The sequence below is a fragment of the uncultured Campylobacter sp. genome (assembly GCF_938045775.1).
In the GTDB taxonomy this organism is placed as follows: domain Bacteria; phylum Campylobacterota; class Campylobacteria; order Campylobacterales; family Campylobacteraceae; genus Campylobacter_B.
Map to the genome: position 1 here is coordinate 1 of NZ_CALIBH010000252.1, position 18072 is coordinate 18072.

Annotated in this window: 18 protein-coding genes, 1 other RNA gene and 1 pseudogene; 5 read left to right on the forward strand and 15 right to left on the reverse strand. The window is 45.1% G+C overall.

What is annotated here, in order from left to right; translation table 11 throughout:
- The 6 genes and pseudogenes from Q0238_RS10505 to Q0238_RS10530 form a co-directional block, all read right to left on the reverse strand.
- Positions 1 to 151: pseudogene (locus Q0238_RS10505) on the reverse strand (methionine ABC transporter permease); the annotation flags it as partial.
- Between the two features lie 102 nt (positions 152 to 253).
- On the reverse strand, positions 254 to 766 hold the full coding sequence (locus Q0238_RS10510; RefSeq protein WP_297945844.1) for a pyridoxamine 5'-phosphate oxidase family protein: 513 nt from the start codon (positions 764 to 766) through the stop codon (positions 254 to 256).
- Entirely contained in the window at positions 767 to 1927 is a 1161-nt protein-coding gene (gene ftsZ, locus Q0238_RS10515; RefSeq protein ID WP_297945846.1) for a cell division protein FtsZ, read from the reverse strand. It lies immediately after the preceding gene.
- 22 nt (positions 1928 to 1949) lie between these two features.
- Positions 1950 to 3317, reverse strand: a complete 1368-nt coding sequence (ftsA, locus tag Q0238_RS10520) for a cell division protein FtsA (RefSeq protein ID WP_297945848.1) — start codon at positions 3315 to 3317, stop codon at positions 1950 to 1952.
- Entirely contained in the window at positions 3310 to 4767 is a 1458-nt protein-coding gene (locus tag Q0238_RS10525) for a peptidylprolyl isomerase (RefSeq protein WP_297945850.1), read from the reverse strand. Before Q0238_RS10525 ends, ftsA begins: the two co-directional genes overlap by 8 nt.
- Before the next feature lie 132 nt (positions 4768 to 4899).
- Positions 4900 to 5460, reverse strand: coding sequence for a class II aldolase and adducin N-terminal domain-containing protein (locus Q0238_RS10530; protein WP_297945851.1), 561 nt, complete (start codon positions 5458 to 5460; stop codon positions 4900 to 4902).
- A 64-nt stretch (positions 5461 to 5524) separates the two neighbouring features.
- Between Q0238_RS10530 and rsmH the strand changes: the two genes are divergently transcribed.
- The 3 genes from rsmH (at position 5525) to Q0238_RS10545 (ending at position 9233) form a co-directional block, all read left to right on the forward strand.
- Entirely contained in the window at positions 5525 to 6460 is a 936-nt protein-coding gene (gene rsmH / locus Q0238_RS10535; protein ID WP_297945853.1) for a 16S rRNA (cytosine(1402)-N(4))-methyltransferase RsmH, read from the forward strand.
- Between the two features lie 852 nt (positions 6461 to 7312).
- Positions 7313 to 8173, forward strand: a complete 861-nt coding sequence (locus Q0238_RS10540; RefSeq protein ID WP_297945855.1) for a hypothetical protein — start codon at positions 7313 to 7315, stop codon at positions 8171 to 8173.
- Complete coding sequence (locus Q0238_RS10545; protein ID WP_297945857.1) at positions 8163 to 9233, forward strand: DNA recombination protein RmuC; 1071 nt, start codon at positions 8163 to 8165, stop codon at positions 9231 to 9233. Before Q0238_RS10540 ends, Q0238_RS10545 begins: the two co-directional genes overlap by 11 nt.
- A 375-nt stretch (positions 9234 to 9608) precedes the next feature.
- On the opposite strand, the gene Q0238_RS10550 is transcribed toward Q0238_RS10545, so the two are convergent.
- The 3 genes from Q0238_RS10550 to rnpB form a co-directional block, all read right to left on the reverse strand.
- On the reverse strand, positions 9609 to 9770 hold the full coding sequence (locus Q0238_RS10550; protein ID WP_297945859.1) for a hypothetical protein: 162 nt from the start codon (positions 9768 to 9770) through the stop codon (positions 9609 to 9611).
- Between the two features lie 674 nt (positions 9771 to 10444).
- On the reverse strand, positions 10445 to 10723 hold the full coding sequence (locus tag Q0238_RS10555) for a hypothetical protein (protein ID WP_297945861.1): 279 nt from the start codon (positions 10721 to 10723) through the stop codon (positions 10445 to 10447).
- A 37-nt stretch (positions 10724 to 10760) separates the two neighbouring features.
- Positions 10761 to 11077: RNase P RNA component class A (gene rnpB, locus Q0238_RS10560), an RNA gene on the reverse strand.
- Between the two features lie 280 nt (positions 11078 to 11357).
- Here rnpB and Q0238_RS10565 point away from each other — a divergent pair.
- Positions 11358 to 11582 (forward strand): chemotaxis protein, encoded by a 225-nt coding sequence (locus tag Q0238_RS10565; protein ID WP_297945863.1) that lies wholly within the window; start codon positions 11358 to 11360, stop codon positions 11580 to 11582.
- A gap of 404 nt (positions 11583 to 11986) precedes the next feature.
- Here the strand turns inward: Q0238_RS10565 and truD are convergent, their stop codons facing one another.
- A complete protein-coding gene (truD, locus tag Q0238_RS10570; protein ID WP_297945865.1) occupies positions 11987 to 13099 on the reverse strand; it encodes a tRNA pseudouridine(13) synthase TruD in 1113 nt (370 codons plus the stop codon).
- A 106-nt stretch (positions 13100 to 13205) separates the two neighbouring features.
- Here truD and Q0238_RS10575 point away from each other — a divergent pair, with 106 nt between their 5' ends.
- Complete coding sequence (locus Q0238_RS10575) at positions 13206 to 14240, forward strand: hypothetical protein (RefSeq protein WP_297945867.1); 1035 nt, start codon at positions 13206 to 13208, stop codon at positions 14238 to 14240.
- Positions 14241 to 14415: 175 nt separating this feature from the next.
- Here the strand turns inward: Q0238_RS10575 and Q0238_RS10580 are convergent, their stop codons facing one another.
- The 5 genes from Q0238_RS10580 to purS form a co-directional block, all read right to left on the reverse strand.
- Positions 14416 to 14895 carry a hypothetical protein gene (locus tag Q0238_RS10580; RefSeq protein ID WP_297945869.1) on the reverse strand — a complete coding sequence of 160 codons (480 nt, stop codon included), beginning with the start codon at positions 14893 to 14895 and terminating at the stop codon, positions 14416 to 14418.
- 440 nt (positions 14896 to 15335) lie between these two features.
- A complete protein-coding gene (locus Q0238_RS10585; protein ID WP_297945871.1) occupies positions 15336 to 16022 on the reverse strand; it encodes a lysophospholipid acyltransferase family protein in 687 nt (228 codons plus the stop codon).
- Positions 16003 to 17295 carry an SH3 domain-containing protein gene (locus tag Q0238_RS10590; RefSeq protein ID WP_297945873.1) on the reverse strand — a complete coding sequence of 431 codons (1293 nt, stop codon included), beginning with the start codon at positions 17293 to 17295 and terminating at the stop codon, positions 16003 to 16005. The genes Q0238_RS10585 and Q0238_RS10590 overlap by 20 nt, the downstream gene beginning before the upstream one ends.
- Positions 17289 to 17954, reverse strand: coding sequence for a phosphoribosylformylglycinamidine synthase subunit PurQ (gene purQ, locus Q0238_RS10595; RefSeq protein WP_297945875.1), 666 nt, complete (start codon positions 17952 to 17954; stop codon positions 17289 to 17291). The genes Q0238_RS10590 and purQ overlap by 7 nt, the downstream gene beginning before the upstream one ends.
- A partial coding sequence (gene purS / locus Q0238_RS10600) for a phosphoribosylformylglycinamidine synthase subunit PurS (RefSeq protein ID WP_297945877.1) occupies positions 17951 to 18072 on the reverse strand: 122 nt, incomplete at its 5' end. The genes purS and purQ, both read right to left, overlap by 4 nt.

The following is an 18072-nucleotide window of genomic DNA, read 5'->3' on the forward strand; positions in this document are numbered from 1 at the left end:
TGCTCGCGCCGAAGCTCTTCGCCGCCTCGATCACGCCGCTATCGACCTCCAGCAGCGCGCTTTCGATGAGGCGAGCGATAAAGGGCGCCGAGCCGATAGTAAGCGGGACGATCGCCGCGGTGGTGCCGATGCTAGTGCCGACAAGAAGCTTCGCAATTTGGCGATACGAAATTTCAGATTAAAATTTGCTTACATTCGAACTTAAAATTTTAAGAAATCAAGCAATTTAAATTTAGATTTCTTAAATTCAATTCTATAAAATTTTAGCCTTTGCGGTTACGGATTTTATTTTGAGTTCGTAAATTTTCATGCGCTTTAATGATGCTCTGGAGGCAAATTCCACGCGCGACATGTAGTTTGGGGTGTATTTTTCGCATAGTATCCGCAGGGCGTAAATTTTACGCTCGTCATCTTCTACTTCGCTTGCTTCGCAAACGGCGATCGCGCTGCGGTACTCCGTCGTATAAACTTTCGATCCTAGCGCTTCCGCGTCGTTCGCGATAGATTGGTATTCTTCGTCGCTTGGGGTAGGAACGCGGTTGTAGCCAACAAAAACTGCCGTTACCGCGCGTCTGTTTTGAAAGAGTTTCGCCTTTGTGCCGGCAGGCGCACCGTGGATATAAATGGCGTCTGCATCGCGCACGGGCGAGATAGGCACGCTAAAAATTTCGCCGCTATCGTCTATGCAGCTAAGCGTAGCGTACTCGCTCTCGTCGATGATTTTTAATGCCTCATCTTCGCTTAGCTGCCTATCTCGTCTGCGCATTTAGTCCATCTGATTTCGTAGGAATGCGGGCTCGTCGAGCTCGTCGTAGGTTTCGTCCCCGTTAAAATCGCCGCTACTTACCTTTTGTCTAGAAAAGATAGAATTTCGACCCATGCTTTCTAAAAGCGCCTTCCTGCGATCCGCTACGTTATCGCTGGCGACCTGCTTTTTTTCTTCGATGCTCTTTTCAAAGCCGGTGGCGATGAGAGTAACCTCGACGCGGTTATTTTCCATCTTAGGATCGGTGGTAGTACCCCAAGTAACGTCAGCGTCCTTATCTACTGTATCTTCGATGATATTCATCGCAGATTCAATCTCAAGCAAGGAGCAATCAGGCGACATCTTAAAATGCACTAACACGCCCATAGCGCCGTGGATGGAGGTATTGTCCAAAAGTGGAGATTGGATCGCGCTTTTTAGCGCTTCTTCTGCCGCGCCATCACCTTCGCTAACGCCGATACCCATAAGCGCCAAACCGCGGTGCGTCATTACCTTTTTGACATCGGCATAATCGACGTTGATATCGCTATCGCCTGATTCTAAGATCACGGAGATCATACCGTTTACGGCTTGGAATAGGACATTATCTACGATCTTAAAAGCATCTTTTAGGCCGGTTTTTTTATCGATGATTTTCAATAAATTTTGATTTGGGATAACGATTATGGAATCGCACTCTTTTTTAAGCTCTTCAAGACCCTCTTGTGCTAATCGCATACGCTTTTTGCCCTCAAAACCGAAAGGGGTGGTAACGACGCCGATAGTTAGCGCTTTTTTCTCTTTCGCAGCTTTTGCAACAATAGGTGCAGCACCGGTACCGGTACCGCCGCCTAGACCGGAGCCTACGAAAACGATGTCGGAGTAGTCTAAGCGATCCTTAAGATCGTCGTAGTTCTCCTCTGCAGCCATCTTAGCAAGCGCAGGATCCATACCGCAGCCAAGGCCTTTGGTGGTGTTTTCGCCTAGTAAAATTCTAGTATTTGCGATCGACTTTTCTAACGCCTGTGCGTCGGTGTTAGCTACCATAAGCTCAACGTCGGTTTTGGTAAAACCTTCGCGGATCATATGATTTATCATGTTGCATCCGCCGCCGCCGACGCCGATAACCTTCATCTTGGCACCGTAGATGCCCTTTCTTTCTTCCATACTGTATCCTTTCACGAGTATCTCCTTAGCTTAAAATTTAAAACCAATTTTTCATAGACGACCAAATTTTATTGAAAAAATTCTGTCCGTCTTTTTTGGGAAGTTGGATATTTAGATCCTCCTTCTTAGCCGCACCGCTATCCGCTCTGCCACCCTCTTTTTCTATCGCCTTACTGACCTCTTTTTCATAATATTCGTTCACATTTCGCTTCGGAGCCTTGTTTATAACCTCGTCTTTGTAGCGGAGTTTGCCGTTAGAGTCCATCTCGTAAGGAGTAAATTCGCCGAAACCATACATGCAAAGTCCTAGTGCGCAAGAATTTGAAATATCATCGGCGATCTCGTGCAGACCGCCCACGCTCTTTGCTCTTGCAACCCTAACGGAAGTGTTATCAAAAACTATCGCCGCTAAATCGCGCACATCGTCTAGCTTCGCCATACCGCCCGTGATTACGATACCTGCGCCTATGCGGTCTTTATAGCCGCTTCTTTCGATCTTATCGGCTATCATATCGAAAGTCTCTTTAACGCGAGCAAGGATTACTTGCGAAATGATCTCAAGGCTTATGATGTGGTTTTCTGACTCGCTATCTCCTAAAGCAGGCAGCTCGACTTCGCTATTGCCTTGATTAATCAGATCGTTATAGGTAATTTTAATGTTTTCCGCATATGGAAGCGGCGTATGCAGAGCGCGAGATAGATCGTTAGTAACGTTATTAGAGCCAAACATCACAACATCGTTATAACGCAAGGAATTCCCCAGATGGATGACTATATCGCATGTAGCGCCGCCCATATCGATCAGCACTACGCCGAGCTCTTTTTCGTCCTTGCTAAGCGTGGATATGGATGATGCGTAGCCCGAAAGGACGATGTTATCGACCTTTACGCCCGCCATCTCTACGGATTTTTTCAAATTTTTAATCGAGCTTTCAGGGGCGATGACGATATGGGTAGATACCTCTAGGCGAGTTCCGCTCATACCGAGCGGATCTTCGATATGCTCCTGCTCATCAACTCTAAAATCATACGGAAGCACATGTAAAATAACACTATCGCTAGGCACATTTGCTTGCGCTTCGGCAACCTGCATGGCACGCTTGATCTCATCTAGTCCGATCTCATTTTCCATAGTTATGACGCCGCGAGATTTAACGCTTTTGGCATATGAGCCAGAGATAGATATAATGGCTTTATCGTAGCTTCTGCCAGCTCCTTTTACAGCCGCTTTTACCGCCTGCTTTATTGAGCCCGCAGCTTGCTCTATGTTTGTTATGACGCCCTTTTTGATACCTAAAGTATCGGCTCCACCGACACCTAAGACCGTAAAAATGCCATCATTTTTAGCGATTATCGCGCGAATTTTAGTTGAGCCTATATCTAGACCTAAAATATACTCACTCACTGTCTTTACCTTTAAAATATCTTTCGGTTTTATAGCGCTTTTCTAGCATTTTGGTTAAATCGTCTTGTAGATTAGAATTTAATAAAGTGGTTATCCTATCGGCTACGATCGTTTTTTCTTTATCTATCTCTTCGCTGCTGCCCAGGCTCTGCTGTGAAATTTTATACACTACGGCTTTGTTATCAAACATCACTATCCCTTCTTTAGCCGGCTTATTAAACATATCGATAAGAAATTTATAAAATTCGTCATCGCTTAGCTTGGTATTATTTTTACTATTAAGAGATAGCGTGCCGAAATCTTCGCCTTTGAAATTTTTAAGCGCATCTTGAGCTCTTTTTTCAAGTAGCTCTTTGCGTTTTTTTGTTTCAAATTCTTTAGAAGCCAAAGACTTAGCCTCTTCAAAGCTCATCTGCCTAGGTTGCTCTACACCGTTTAGTTTAGCAATCAAATATCCGCCTTTGTACTCGAAAGGCTTGATGACATCTCCTGGCTTTGCGACCTCAATCTCAGATACTGGAAAATTGCTAGCCGTAGCGACTATAGTTTCATTAGTATCGAGCTTGCCTTTTTTGATCTCCAGATAATCCTTTGTAGCGTCTTTTTTAACCTGATCCATTCGGTAATCTTTTAAGACGTTAGGTTTAGCCTCTGCAAAATCCAATAATTTATCATCTAGGCTTCTATACTCGCCTCTGTGTTCTTCATAAAATTTACTTAGTTCGGTCTCATTCACGTCGGCTTTACTAGGCGCCACAAAATATGCTCCGAGAGTATATTTTTTCTCAGTCATAAAATGTGATTTCTCGCCTTCCCAAAATTTCTTTAGCTCGTCGTCGTTAAAAGTGACGTTAGCATCGGCGTAGATTATCTCTACAGAAACCTTATCCTGCATCAGCTGCGATGCTGCAAATGCTTCTACGATCTTAGGGCTAGGCGTTATTTTTAGCGCTTTGCCGAGCTTTTCTAAAGTTAGGACCTTTTGTAGATTGCGCTCAAATTCCTTTTTAGTAAGTCCTGAATTCCTTACGACATTATCGTAAAGTTCCTTACTAAACTCGCCGTTTTCTTGAAAATTAGGCGAGCTCACTACAAACTCCGCGACATCTTTATCACTAGCCTGAACGCCTAAGTCTTTAGCAAAATTTAGAAAATATGCCTCGCCGATTAGCTGATCTACTGCGATCTGATCTAGATGCATATTTTTGGCTTGTTCTTGAGTAAATTGCCCATCGCTCATAGCACTCAGCCTGTTGTATAGTTCGGAGTATTTTGTGTTTAGTTCTTGATTGGTTATGGAAATCTGCCCTACTCTAGCGATTGAGCCTGCGCGGTTAGCATTCATATCATATGCGCCCCAGCCGACGAAGCCTGCGCCCACGAAAGCTATCGTGCTTATCCAGATCGTCGGTATAAGCGACTTCTTATGCTTTTGCATCCATTCTATCATCTAAATCCTTAAATAGCTAACTAAAGAAATTTTTTGTTAGTAATTATACAGATAAAACCTTATGTAAGGCTGAAAAATAGGCATTTTTAGCGAATTATAACGCGTTAGTAAATGATTTGGTATACATTAATCTTAGCTTAGCAAAAGCAGCTTTGAACTCATTTCTAAAATCGCTATTTTTTTCGCCATTTGCTGCGCGCTCCTTGCATGGGCAAAAACCCCATAGCCGCGAATCACCATTATATCGCTATTTTCATTTATCATATAGTTACAAATTTCATACGGCGCGCGCTCGTGCCAGTCGTCGTAGTTCTTAGGATCATAAATTTCAATGCGCTTAAATTTGCTCGCCCCAAAGTAATCTCGCGGCAAAATAAAATTATGCTCCAGCGTATATGCGACGAGATATGGCGGTGTCGCGTAGGTTACGAATTTCGCCTCTTTTATATTTTTGTAAATATTTATATGTATATCGCTATCGATGCTAGCATTCTGCCAGCGGTAGTCTTTTTTTGAAAACAGCGTTATAAAATCATCCCTATCCAGGCTATCGAAAATCGCGTCTTTTTTGTTGATCAAGAACTGATTTTCTTTAATTTTTGCTGAAATCGAGCCGTGAAAGATCCCAAAAAGCCTATCTCTAAACATCGAAAGCGAAATTTTGCGTAAAATTTCATAATAATACTCGTCCATCTCTCGCCTTTGTAAAAAATTTCGCTATTATATAGGATTAGAAATTTCAAAAGGATAAATTTAAGTGCAAGCTCCACATATTCCGGTACTTTTTTCGCAAACGATCGCCGCATTTTCGCAGCTTGAGGACGGCTACGTTATCGACTGTACGTTAGGCTACGGAGGGCATAGCGAGGGCATTTTGACCGCTAATCCGCGCCTTAAGCTTATCGCTTGCGACAGAGATACCGAAGCGATAGAATTTTCGCGCGAGCGGCTTAGTAAATTTAAAGATCGCATAGAAATTCACAAAGCAAAATTTAGCGAAATTTTAGGAATTCTGCCCGAGCAAAAGCTCCGCGCAGTTCGTGGGATATTAGCCGACATCGGCGTTTCGTCGCTTCAGCTGGATAAAAACTCGCGCGGCTTTTCCACCAAAAGCGATGCGCTGGATATGCGAATGGATGCAGGCGCAGCGCTAGATGCGGCATACGTCGTAAACCACTACTCGCAAGCGGATCTGGCGCGCATTTTCCGCGAATACGGCGAGCTAACAAACGCTAACGCAATCGCTGCTAAAATAGCTACTGCGCGGGCTAACGCACCACTAACAAGTGCTAAAGCTTTAGCAAATTTGATCGGAACGAAGCCCGTTAAAGGGCGCAGCATCAGCACGGCTACGCTAGCATTTCAGGCGATCCGCATCGAGGTAAATGACGAACTTGGCGAGCTAAAACGCCTGCTCACGCTCATTGAGCAAAAATCGCGTGATTCAATTCTAACTAATGCAACTGTCGCTATAATTTCATTCCATTCGCTTGAAGACCGCATAGTAAAGGAGCGATTTAGGGCGTGGGAGCGCGATTGCGTCTGCCCTAGCGAGTTTATGCGCTGCGAATGCGGCGGCGGGCATTCGTTAGGTAAAATACTAACCAAAAGCCCTATAATAGCGGACGCGCAAGAGCTTGCGCAAAACTCGCGAGCAGCGAGCGCAAAGCTAAGAATTTTTCGACTGAAATAACCGTCTTTGCTTGCTATGAATTTTAAAATTTGACGAAATTTTGTAAAATTTATAGATTTGCAGGCATTAAATTTTAAAATTTTATGGAATTTTACAATTCAGCTTTCAAAGATTCGCTTTAAAATTTATGATATTTTTTAATGCTATTTTGAGTACCTAATAGCTAAATCATAAAATTTAGCGAAAAATTTAACGTTTAATTTTACGCTAAATTTGATGTATAATTTTATAAGATTTAACTGCTGCATATTTAAAAACTAAGTGGTAGCATAGATACGAAACCGAGCGAAAGTTAAAATTTGGCGTCTAAAGCAAGTGACGTAATGCCAAATCTAGTCCTTTGCTTTAATGAAATTTTGTAAGCGAGCAGTAGTTTGTAGTTTCATCGACCTTTAGATGATAAAGCCTATCTTGCAAGCGATATCCTTCGCTTATAATTTTAAGGCGTATCGAAGACGCAGTAAAATTTTAAGCGGTTTTTCAGATTATTTGACAAAATTTTATAAATAGTCAATCTCGGTAAAGTGAGCTCGATTTTTACCTGTCAAAATGAATTTCCCAAGCAGGCGGTGCAAAAGGCGAGCAAAATTAACGCGATGCTTCTTTTGAAGCTTCTGCTGCTATACAATATCGTGCAAAGAGCCGGCCAAATAAACGAAATAGCCCGCTAAATTAAAATTTGCTTTTGCTGGCCGAGATATAATTTTGCGAGTTAAGATAAAATTCCATTTACCGAGGTAAAATTGCAAAGAAAAATTTTGCTCGTAGCTTTGCTTTTAAATTTTACCTGGCTCATTGCTGGGCGCAGGCGAGCTGCGGGTTTCGAGCTGAATTCATCTTGACGCAGGCGCTTTGACGGCGAGTAAAGATAAGATCGTGGTTTTAAATTTATGGAGATTTAAAATGAACAAATATGAATATTTTGCCGACGACGATGACGGGCACGACTTCGCAGGAACATCCGATCTAGCGGGTATAGAGCTTGCGAAAAGACGAGCTATGGAGGATCTGACGGATGAGGAGCTAGAGGATAAGCTTGCCGCGGATCTTTCCGTAAAACGAAACTACGCGGGCGCAGCGGGCGGTTACGACGATTTTACCGGCTTGGAATTCGAAAGTTCAGGCTTTACAAATACCCAAAACTATCTAAATTCCGAAAGCGGCGGAACAAAATTTAATAAAAGCAACAAAGTCAAATTAAAAGGACGCGACGACGCAAATATTTCAGCCACTCGCGGCAGCGATAATTCCAGCGGAGCAAGCTACGGCGATTTTACAGGTGCAAATTTTACCGGCAAGGTGGATTATGCGGCGTTTGTGGGTGCGAACTTTACAGGCACGCAAAATCAAAATTACGCGGATATGGGCGCGCAGGATTATGCAAGCCTTGCTGCAGGACGCGGTTACGGCAGTTTCGCGGGCGCACAAGACGAGCTGCTACGCAACTACGATGCCGAGAAAAAAAAGGAGAAAAATCTCACGCTTTATCAGCTTTTAGTCGTTTATCTGCTGATCGGATTTGCGTTTTTGCTGACGGTGCCGGCGATTTACATCCGCAACGAAATTTATTACATCAGCCGCGACATCGCCGCGCTTCGCACTAAACACGAGGTTTTGCTTGAGGAAAATCACGCGCTTAACAACGACATCGAATATCTACGCTACAAAAATGAAATTTTAGATCCGCAAAGTGTGCAAGAAAATGGGCGCTGATGGGATTTTACTCGCGACGTTTGCGTTTTTTGCTGCGCTAGTGCTTGCCCTGCTAATCGCGCTCGTGCTGCAAAACCGCCGCATAAACGATGCAAACTCTGCGCTTAGCGAGTTTTTGGGCGAGAAACTTACGGCTCAAAGTGCAAGAGCAAGTGCCGAGCTTTTTAAGCTAAATCAAAGCCTAAATGACGGCTTTAGTGATAAATTCTATTATCTTAATAGATCCCTGGGCGAGGGCTTGCAACGCCAAAACAGCGCACTTAGCGAAAATTTAAGCTCGCTAGATCGCGGCTTTAAGGACATAGCGGAAAATCTAGCGCGAATGAGCGAACAAAATAAAACTTCACTTCAGGTGCGTGACGAAATCGCAAGGCTAAACTCGATTTTAGGCAATGTAAAACTACGCGGCAACTTCGGCGAGTACCGATTAGAGAGAATTTTATCGATGATTTATGGGCAAAACGCCGCGTTTTACGAACTGCAAAAGCACCTACCAAATGGCAAGGTCGCAGACTGCGCGCTGCATATCGCAAAAGAAAAAATTCTTTGCATTGACTCAAAATTCCCACTTCAAAGCTATGAAAAGATCATCGCTGCCTCCGCTTCAAACGATGCCGCAGCGCTTGCTAGTGCGGATAAGCAACTCGCCGCTGATATGAAAAAGCACGCCGCAGATATCGCGGAAAAATACATAATACCGCCTCTTAGCACGGAGTTTGCGGTGCTATTTGTGCCCAGCGAAGCGGTTTTCGTCTACGTCTGCGAGAAGCTGCCGCAGGTACTTGAATACTGCGCGCAAATAGGCATTTTTGCGGCATCACCCACGACGCTACTGGCGCTTTTAGGCACGATCCGCACCTTCGTAAAAGACGAGGCGCTCGCGCAAAATATAAAATCGGTAAAAGATGAAATTTACGCGCTAAAATCGGACTTTGAGACGCATGCCAAGTATGCGACGGCGCTTCAAACATACGCGGATAAGCTCGCTGCACAAGCGGAGCTTTTAAACAAAAATGCAAAATCTCTAAAAGCCCACTTTGAGCGTTTTAGCGAGCCGTGAGGCGGCAAACCGTAGCGTACAATGCGGCGCTTCGGGTGCCTTAGCACGCCGTAACGCGGCGGAATTTTGTGCGGCTAGATTATCGGCAAAGGCGCCTTAAGTTCCGCCTCTCATAAAGCTTTAGCTTTTACATTACAGGTTTGCACGGCTTTCTAAAATTATCGCTGGGCGGCTTATTTTGTGAATTCGGTGTTTATTCGGAGTAAAATTTCAAAAACGGACGCGAATCTCAAAACATACGCCGTATTTAAAAAACAGAAAGATTAGACGCGCAATCTTACGCGGCGGCAAGATGAAATTTTAAGTTCTACGCGGCGCCAAAACACACAAAATTCTCTTGCGAAATCGTAAAATTCTAAGATTTCTCGGCAAAAATCAAAGCCATAGCACCGTAAGCTCGCCAAAAACCTTCGCACTAAAAACCCAAAATCCCGCTGCCATAGTCTCGAAAAACCGCGCATCTGAAAACTCTGCGAGTAAATCGAAATTACCAAGCGCCTCAAAGCCGCATACACAAGCGAAAAAATCGCACTGCACCTTAAAGCTACCCTAACGATCTCATTTTGCCGCCTTTATATGCCGCGAAAATCGCGCAGCAGGTCAAACCCGAGTAACAGGATTTTTGAGACCTGATTTTACGATCGATCCAAGCGCCTAGGCGCCAATTCAAATCCACTCGATGAAATTATTTATATTGAGGCTGCGAGGCTTTGACAGACGCATAAACGGGCACAGCAACCAACTCCACTTGACGGAATTTTTAGTGCGACTTTGCACCAATCCGATTAATAAATCGTTCGTCGTCCGCCTCACGGCTAAATTTTGGGGTATTGCTTTGCTACTTTAAATCACTAATTCAAATCTGCGCGGCGGAATTTTGAGCGCGACTTCGCGACTTCAAGGCTTAGCGCCGATTCGATTAATAAATTGCGCGCCCCTTAGCCAATGCGGCACGAGTATATGGCACCCTCATATGATTCTGCAACTTGACGCGCTGACACACCAAGCTAAATGCGGGCACAAATAAGCACCGCCGATATACGCCGTGCCGCGACTTCGTATCGCTAGATCCAAGCGTAAGAAATAAATTTTAGACGCTTTTTGCTTCGCGTAAAATTTTCAATATTTTTTAGAGATTTTATAAAATTTTAAGTGCTTTGCACTGCTGCGTCACGCCACACTTATACCAAATTACGCTCAATCTGCGCTGCCTATTTATCGGTCGCGCAATTTTTGTTGTAATAGGCGATGGTGCGCTCGTACTCGTCGTAATTCTGTATATAATCGTTCGCAACGCTTGGGTTTGCGTATCGATCCTCGACCGCTAAAAGCTCCGCTTCGAGCTCTTTGTAATGCTCATAAACCTCCGCACAGGCACGATCATGGGCGTCGCCCTGCAATATTATTGACTTGTCGGAGCTCGCACTCGCGCAGCCTCCGAGCCCTAAAACGATGGCGCAAAACGCGCCGCATAAAATTAAGCTTTTCAAAATTTTTTCCTTATTCCAAGTAAATAAATTCGGCGTAAAAATAGGTGTGGTTATAAGCCGAGTTCCGTTACAGCGGTCATTTATCTAGACCGATTTTTGCAAATCGGTTCGAGCGAACGGTTCGAATATAAGACGAAACCACCCGTTCTTGCTGCAGGTTGGGTTTGCATTGCCGCCCGTGTCTCCACGCGCGCGGTGGGCTCTTACCCCGCCCTTTCACCCTTACCGCTTGCGCGGCGGTTTGCTTTCTGTTGTACTTTCCCTAGGGTTGCCCCCGGCGTCCGTTAGACGCAACCTTGTCTTATCGCAGCTCGGACTTTCCTCTCCTTGCGGAGCGACCGCACGCCACACCCGAGCACAATTATAGCTTTTTTGGCTTAAATTTCAGAGCTTGCGAAATTTAAGGGGTGGAATTTTTCGGCTAACGGAATTTTACGGCGTGAGCGCGGAATTTCAGCACCTAATCTGCGCCGCTGCGAAATTTCGGTGCGGCAAAACAGATCGTCGCTCTAAATTCGCACGAGCTTTAGCGATAATTTCATATTTCGTCTCAAAACCACGGTTTTAAATTTAAGCAAAGATTGATGATTTATCGATATAATTTATCAAAATTATATAGCAAGGAGCGGACTAGATGGTAGAAATTTTGCAGAAAAACAACGATTTGTTAGCAAATATCCTAGCGGATGCGAAAGAATTGGTAAAAAATTTCTCACAACTATCCGAGTCGGATGAGAAATTTAAAGATTATTACAGAGAGATTGCCGACGCGGGGCTTTTATTTTTTCGTCTGCATGAGAAATTTCATAAAGAATTCCCCGAGCTAAAAAACTGCAAGATAAAAGAGTATAAAAAATAATCTAAATTTGCTTTATATTTTCAAAAGACGGATCGATTAAAATTTCGGTGCGGCAAAACAGATCGTCGCGAAATAGAATTTTATAAAATTTTATCTACGGCCGAGCAGAATAAAATTTTAAATTTTAATTCTATGATTTAGACAAAGCGGCGCGCTTACTGCGATAAAATTTCATAAAATTTTATCTACCGCGCAAATTTAAATCCACGCAGCCAAGATTTAAAATTCCGTGCAGCGTGGTGCACCGCGACGTGGCGTGATTTGACGTGGGCGTGACATGGGACGCGCGAGCCCTATTCTGCAGCGCGGTGCGGTGCGCTACGACGTAGCGTAAATGTGGTGCGAACCCTACTCTACGGCGCCGTTTGACGCGGCATGAGCCCTAATCCGCGGCGCGATGCGGCTCAATCCTCGTTTGTCGCGGCGCCCTCGAATATATCTCGGTGCAAAATTTCTTCCAAAACGACTGTCGCATAAGAGCCTTTCGGCAGGTAAAAACTGAAGCTAAAATGCGCATTTTGCGCATCGTAGGTGTGCTGCACGCGCTCCATAAAGCTCCACGCAAACCTGCGCGAGCCGTTCATCTGTGCCTCAAACTCGCGAGCAGGCGCGAAAATTTCATCTTCAAATCTGCCGCCAAGCCCGCTAGCTCGCAGCTTAGCTCGCCCGACGATAAGGCCTGCACTCGTGATTTCTCGCCTCGCAAACCGCTCGCACTCCGCGCCAAGATCGTCGCAGCTAAAAAACGCGCCACGGGGAAAATGTCCTAAAATCTCGCCCCTTAAAAGCTTGAAAAACTGCGGCTGAGCCGCGATCTCGCGCGCCTCATCTTTGCTTAGCCCATAAATTTTAGCAAACTCGCCCGAGCTAAATTCCGCCGCAAATTTTGAAATTTCGACCCGTTTGCTAAGCCAGCGATTAAAAAGCTCGCTCTGATAGGCGCTGATTAGAAAGTCGCGCATTTTGGGGTTTTTAAGCCGCCTCTGTCCGCGCAGCACCTCCTCGCCCTGCGCCGCGTTGTCGCCAAACTTGCCGAAACGCTGATAGCCGAAGTAGTTCGCAAAGCCCTCGCGCCCTAGCGTATCTAGCGCGGCTGCGAGTTTGACGGCGTCGGGCGGCAGGACCTTTTTTAGGCGGATGAAAAAGTCGTTGCCCTTTAGATGTCCTATTTTGAGCTTGTTTTTGTGCCTTTGTACGCTTAAAATTTTAAGGCTTTCGTGCGAAAATCCGCCCAGCGCGGGCTCAAATTTAGCAGGCATGCTAACATGCTGCGTCGTAAGGCCTTGCTTATCTTTAAGCCCCGCGTAGCCAAACTCGCGCATCTTTGCACCCGTGCACTCGCTTAAAATCCGCAGCGCCTCATGCGTGCTGATGCCCTTTTTTTGCAGCAGCAAAATGCAGTGCTCGCCCTCATTGCTAGGCTCGTAAAGCGGCACTTCGCGCACGACAAAATCGCTGGAGTTTTTACTAAAATGCGCATTTATCGGCGCGTGATTTAGGGTGTATAAATTTTTCATAGCCCGCCTTTGCGTTAATCTAAGGCGCAATTTTATAAAATTGAGCCTAAAAAACTCATTATTAAGGCAAATTCTAGTATCATTCGCCATAAAAAAAGGATGAAAAATGCTAATCAGGCTCTTTCGCTTCGATCCTCGCTGCGACGTCGCAAGCTACTTCAAGCCCTATGTTTATGAAAGCGCGCCCTTTGCCGATCTTGCGGCACTGCTTGACGACATCTGCGCGCACGATCCCTATTTCAGCGCGCAGGGGGTGGAATTTGTAAAAATCGGCGGCACCACGGTGAGCGTAAAAGAGCCGCTAGATACGCTCATAGCGCACTTTGGAAGCGAACTAACCATCGCGCCTCTTAGCGAAAAAGAGGCAATTAAAGATCTGCGCTGCGAGCCGAGGGCGTTTTTGGATAAATTTAAAGCTTTTGAGGGCATCGCGGACTCCTCTGATTTCGAGTTTTACAAAAGCCTCGCGCCATATTTTTACTCGACGAAAATCCCCGCATGCTCGCGGGAGTTTTTGGGTAACAGCGCCTTTATCTTCGCGCACCGCCTGATGCAGACGCACCCGAGCGAGCGCATGAGGATTTTAGAGATCATCGAGCCGCAGATGGCGTATTTTACGAAGTGCGACGCCGTGGGGATGGAGTTCGACGACCGCGCGGCATACAGGGCGTTTTGCGATATTTTAAAATTTGAACCCGCGCGCAGTAATAAAATTTTAAGCGCACAGAGCATGGCAGAATTTGACGCAGCGGGCGCGAAGCACAATTTTAGCGGCTTTAACGTCGCCGTGTGGTACGACGAGGCTGCGGAGGAGCTAGCTAGCAGGCTGGGCGCGCAGATCGTGCACTTTGGCTGCGAAGGCGCGCCGCTTGGAGCGCAGATATATGAGCGCGAGCGGGAGTGCGCGCTGCGGCTGGGGGGCGAAATTTTATTTGACGCGTTTGATAGCGGAAGCGATTTTTTGCTCGTGAATTCCAAGCTTGCGCTTGATTTTTTAGACGGCAGAAGCGATGAAATCCAAAGGCTTTTCGGCAGAGATCTCGCGGGCTTTTATCTAATTGCGACGGATGAGCTCATCGCTCTAGCTCGCGGCGAGAGGCCCGACTTTTCGGCACGCAAACTAAAGCCGACGCTGATTTAAGCGGACGGGATTTTAAAATTTATCCTATTACGACGGTAAAATTTTAAATCGACTGCATATTGATGATCGGCATAAAGCAAATAGTTTTCTTAATCGTAGGCGGTTTAATCATCTACTATTTCTTTAATTCAGCATCTGCTTGATCTTTTGTATAGCCCATATTCTATCCTTTTCTTTAAATTTTTGATATGAAAGTTACTTGAATATTCTCTCTAGGAATAGAAATTATAGCACCTATCTTAAACTCATTTAAAATTTCTTTTAAAATATCTACAATCTCCTGTTTTGTTATATCCCCAAGATCGCTTCTTATAGATTCCAGTTCATATATTAATATAAACGGATTATCCGTATCTTTTTTGCCGGTATATTCATTATATATCTTTCTTAAATCAATCTCTATATCTTTGCCCTTGTAGTGCAAGATCCATATATCTTCACCGCTAAATTCCATATCTCTCGGATCCCCGATAGTGATACTGCGCACTGAAAAAAGCCAAATACCTCTTTCTCGATCTATGCACCAACTTCTTGAATTTAAATCTACCCAATCAAGCTCACCCTGATAATACTTATTGCATATCTCATTGCAGGGTTTTAGTAAATCGTATTTCTCGACATCCTCTTTTGAAATACGCTCTGTAACAAACGCCATTCTCTCCTCCTTAAGAATTTAAAATTTTAGACTGCTTGCGGGTTGCCGCCGTCTTTTGCTCTTGCGACAAATCGTTTAGCCATTTGCGCAAATGGCTAAATATACGCTAAATTTTATCTTGCCGCGCCGCGCAAATTTTAAAATTTCGCTTTTATACAGGCGCTGTTTTCTTGCGGGTCTCTCGCCGATAACTCGCCGTCTGCTGCTTAGATGAAATTTTAAAATTCCACTACCTGAACGCATGGATGAAATTTTAAATTTTCGCCGTCCGCGCGCACGAACGAAATTTTAAAATTCCACGCCGCTTAACACGAGCGGATGAAATTTTATAAAATTTTGCCGCCGCAAACCAAAGCGCAAATAAACGCGCTAGCGCACAGAAATCGCGCGAATTAACAAAAGTCGCGTTTGAATTTCATCGATAAATTTATGAATCCCGCCTATGCTTCGGCGGTTTCGTTTTCGTCGATTACGGCTTGCATAGTGTCTCTGGCGTGCTGCAGCCAATCTTTATCGCTCGTATCGAGCAGGTCTAAGTAGATGATTTTGACGTGTCCGCTGTGGACGGTGAAATCGTGAGAGTTTGCGATGTGCTGCGTGCCGATGAGCACCACGGGCTGGACGCGCAGACCGAGCTTGCTAACGATCGCTTTGGCGCCGCTTTGAAATTGCAAAAGCTGCGTGCCGCGATGTCTAGTGCCCTCGGGAAACATCGTGATGACGCGCCCTTCGCTTACGCGCTGCTGCACTTCGTGCACGATCCGCACCAGATCGCGCGGATTGGAGCGATCGACTTGGATCATCTTCGGAAGAGTGATGATTTTGCCGATGATAGGGATGTCTGCGATCTCCTTTTTAGCGATCCAGCAGATATCGGCGGGATGGGTTTCTTCGAGCACGACGATATCCATTATGCTTTGGTGATTGGCGATTACTAACTGCGCGCGCGGATCGGGGGTACCTATGATCTGGATATCGTATCCGATGCCGTAGCGCTGGAAGCGCCCCCAAATGCGACGGAAGCGGCGATGAGAGGAGTTTTTCACCGTCATGGCGATTACGACCCAAACAACGGTTAAAATAAACCAAAACGCGTAAAATAGCGCTCTAATCCTTGACAAGCTCATCCTTTTTTACCCAGCCGATCTTGTTGCCGCCTAGCATGATTTTATAAAATTCCTTATTCGTACCCAAAATTTCGACCTTTTCGGGATTTTTAGTCACGTAAAACACGGTGGAGCTTTGCATAGGCAAAATTCTAACCGGGGAATTTTGCGCGATACTGCCCGTGCCGTAAGGCCTTTGCGCATAGAAATTTACCGCCAAAATCAGCACAGCAAAGATAAGCGGTGTGATATTTTTACTAAGCAGAAACATCACCAAAAGCACGGCAGCTAGCGTGTAGATCGCGATCTGCTTATAGGCTTCGAACTTGCTTTCTTTCGGATTTAGCCCGATCTGCGTGCTAAGATCCTCGGCGCGCGGGTTGAGCTCAAGTCCGAAATTTTCAAATTTTTTCGTCTGGAGATTGAAGTAGCTGAAGTCTAAATTTGTGACGTTATTATCCACGACGGCGAAATAATATCCGCTCTGGCTCGCGTATGTGCCGCGCACAGAGTCCACACCCTGCTTGATAATGGCTGGATTATCGATACTAAAAGCGCTGATTGCGCCGTTTCGGATACCAAGATCGAGCGTGAGTAGATTTGAAGCGTCGTCGAATTTGGTAGTTTTGTAGTTTTTAAGTTTCAGCTCGTCGGCTACGATATGCGAAAAATTAGGCTTCGTATCAAGCTTAATAAATTCCGGATTATCAGGCTTAATAGAGCTTTTTTCAAAGAATTCTCCGTTACGCTGCAAGGTCAAAACGAGCTCATTTATCTTATCGCTCTTATCGCTTGCCGCAAACCACAGCGTCGTCTCAAACATCTCGTCACCCTCAATCCACGTAAGATTGTCAGCATTAAGCCACTTCATACCATTGGTGCGGCTGATCTCTAGCTTTGGCTTGACGGTGATTTTCTGCCCTAAATACACGGCGAAGTCAATCTTAAAAATTTGATTGCAATACACCTTCCTAGGCATCCCGCTGGCTTTTAGCGTAAGCTCCTTAGGCTTAATGTCCTGATAGACCTTATCGTCGGATACATCAAGATCGACTTCGTTAGTAGGCGCCAAAGCCTTAAGATCGTCGATGCTTAAATTATCCATCGACATAACCTCTTTTTTATTGTATTTCAGCATTACCTTAGAATTATCGCGCGTCTGCGGCTCGTCGGGCTTATCCTCAGCTTTTTTCGGCGCATATTTACTTAGATCATCAAGCGAATCGATCTCAATCTCCGGCGCAGCAAACGCAAGCGTGCAGACACCTAAAATAGTAAGAATTTTTTTTAGCAAATTAAGCCTTTTAGCATTTTCTCTCCATCCGTGCCGCCCAAAATAGGCTCTATCGCGCGCTCAGGATGCGGCATCAGTCCGAAAATCTTTTTGTTTTTATCGCAAATCCCCGCGATTGCGTCCACTGAGCCGTTCGGATTTAGATCCGCGCCATTTTCGTCGCAATATTTTAGCAGCACGCAATCCTCGTCGTATAGCGATTTCAGCGTATCTGCAGACGCATAATAGTTTCCCTCGCCATGCGCGATCGGGATATTTAGAATTTCGCCCTTATCGCAACAGTGCAGAAATTTATTGTCGTTTGAAACGACGCGCAGATGGTGAAATTTTGAGATGAAGCTTAAATTTATATTTCTACTCATCGCTCCGACAAGCAGCTTCAGTTCCAAAAGCATCTGAAAGCCGTTGCAGATACCCAAAATATAGCCGCCCTTTCGCGCGTGATCAAGCACTGCTTGCATTACGGGGCTAAATTTAGCAATCGCCGCGGTTCGCAAATAATCCCCGTAGCTAAAACCGCCAGGAAGCACGATCAGATCGGCGTTTATGTCGGTTTTTTTATGCCAAATTATCTGCGTTTCGCAACCAAGCTTATCAAAGGCGTATTTGGTGTCGCGCTCGCAATTCGTGCCAGGGAAATTGACGATCGCTACCTTCATAGCACGATCTCGTAGTCTTCGATGACGGTGTTTGCCAAAATTTCATCGCACATTTTGACAACTTCGGCATAAATTTTATCCCTATCCTCGCCATCTAGCTCAAGGACGATCTGTTTGG

Bases quoted from the DNA above. Each gene is read 5' to 3' on its own strand.
- Q0238_RS10510 (WP_297945844.1), bottom strand. From the start codon at position 766: ATGCGCAGACGAGATAGGCAGCTAAGCGAAGATGAGGCATTAAAAATC.
- Q0238_RS10525 (WP_297945850.1), bottom strand. From the start codon at position 4,767: ATGATAGAATGGATGCAAAAGCATAAGAAGTCGCTTATACCGACGATC.
- Q0238_RS10530 (WP_297945851.1), bottom strand. From the start codon at position 5,460: ATGGACGAGTATTATTATGAAATTTTACGCAAAATTTCGCTTTCGATG.
- Q0238_RS10545 (WP_297945857.1), top strand. From the start codon at position 8,163: ATGGGCGCTGATGGGATTTTACTCGCGACGTTTGCGTTTTTTGCTGCG.
- Q0238_RS10565 (WP_297945863.1), top strand. From the start codon at position 11,358: ATGGTAGAAATTTTGCAGAAAAACAACGATTTGTTAGCAAATATCCTA.
- truD (WP_297945865.1), bottom strand. From the start codon at position 13,099: ATGAAAAATTTATACACCCTAAATCACGCGCCGATAAATGCGCATTTT.
- Q0238_RS10575 (WP_297945867.1), top strand. From the start codon at position 13,206: ATGCTAATCAGGCTCTTTCGCTTCGATCCTCGCTGCGACGTCGCAAGC.
- Q0238_RS10580 (WP_297945869.1), bottom strand. From the start codon at position 14,895: ATGGCGTTTGTTACAGAGCGTATTTCAAAAGAGGATGTCGAGAAATAC.
- Q0238_RS10585 (WP_297945871.1), bottom strand. From the start codon at position 16,022: ATGAGCTTGTCAAGGATTAGAGCGCTATTTTACGCGTTTTGGTTTATT.
- purQ (WP_297945875.1), bottom strand. From the start codon at position 17,954: ATGAAGGTAGCGATCGTCAATTTCCCTGGCACGAATTGCGAGCGCGAC.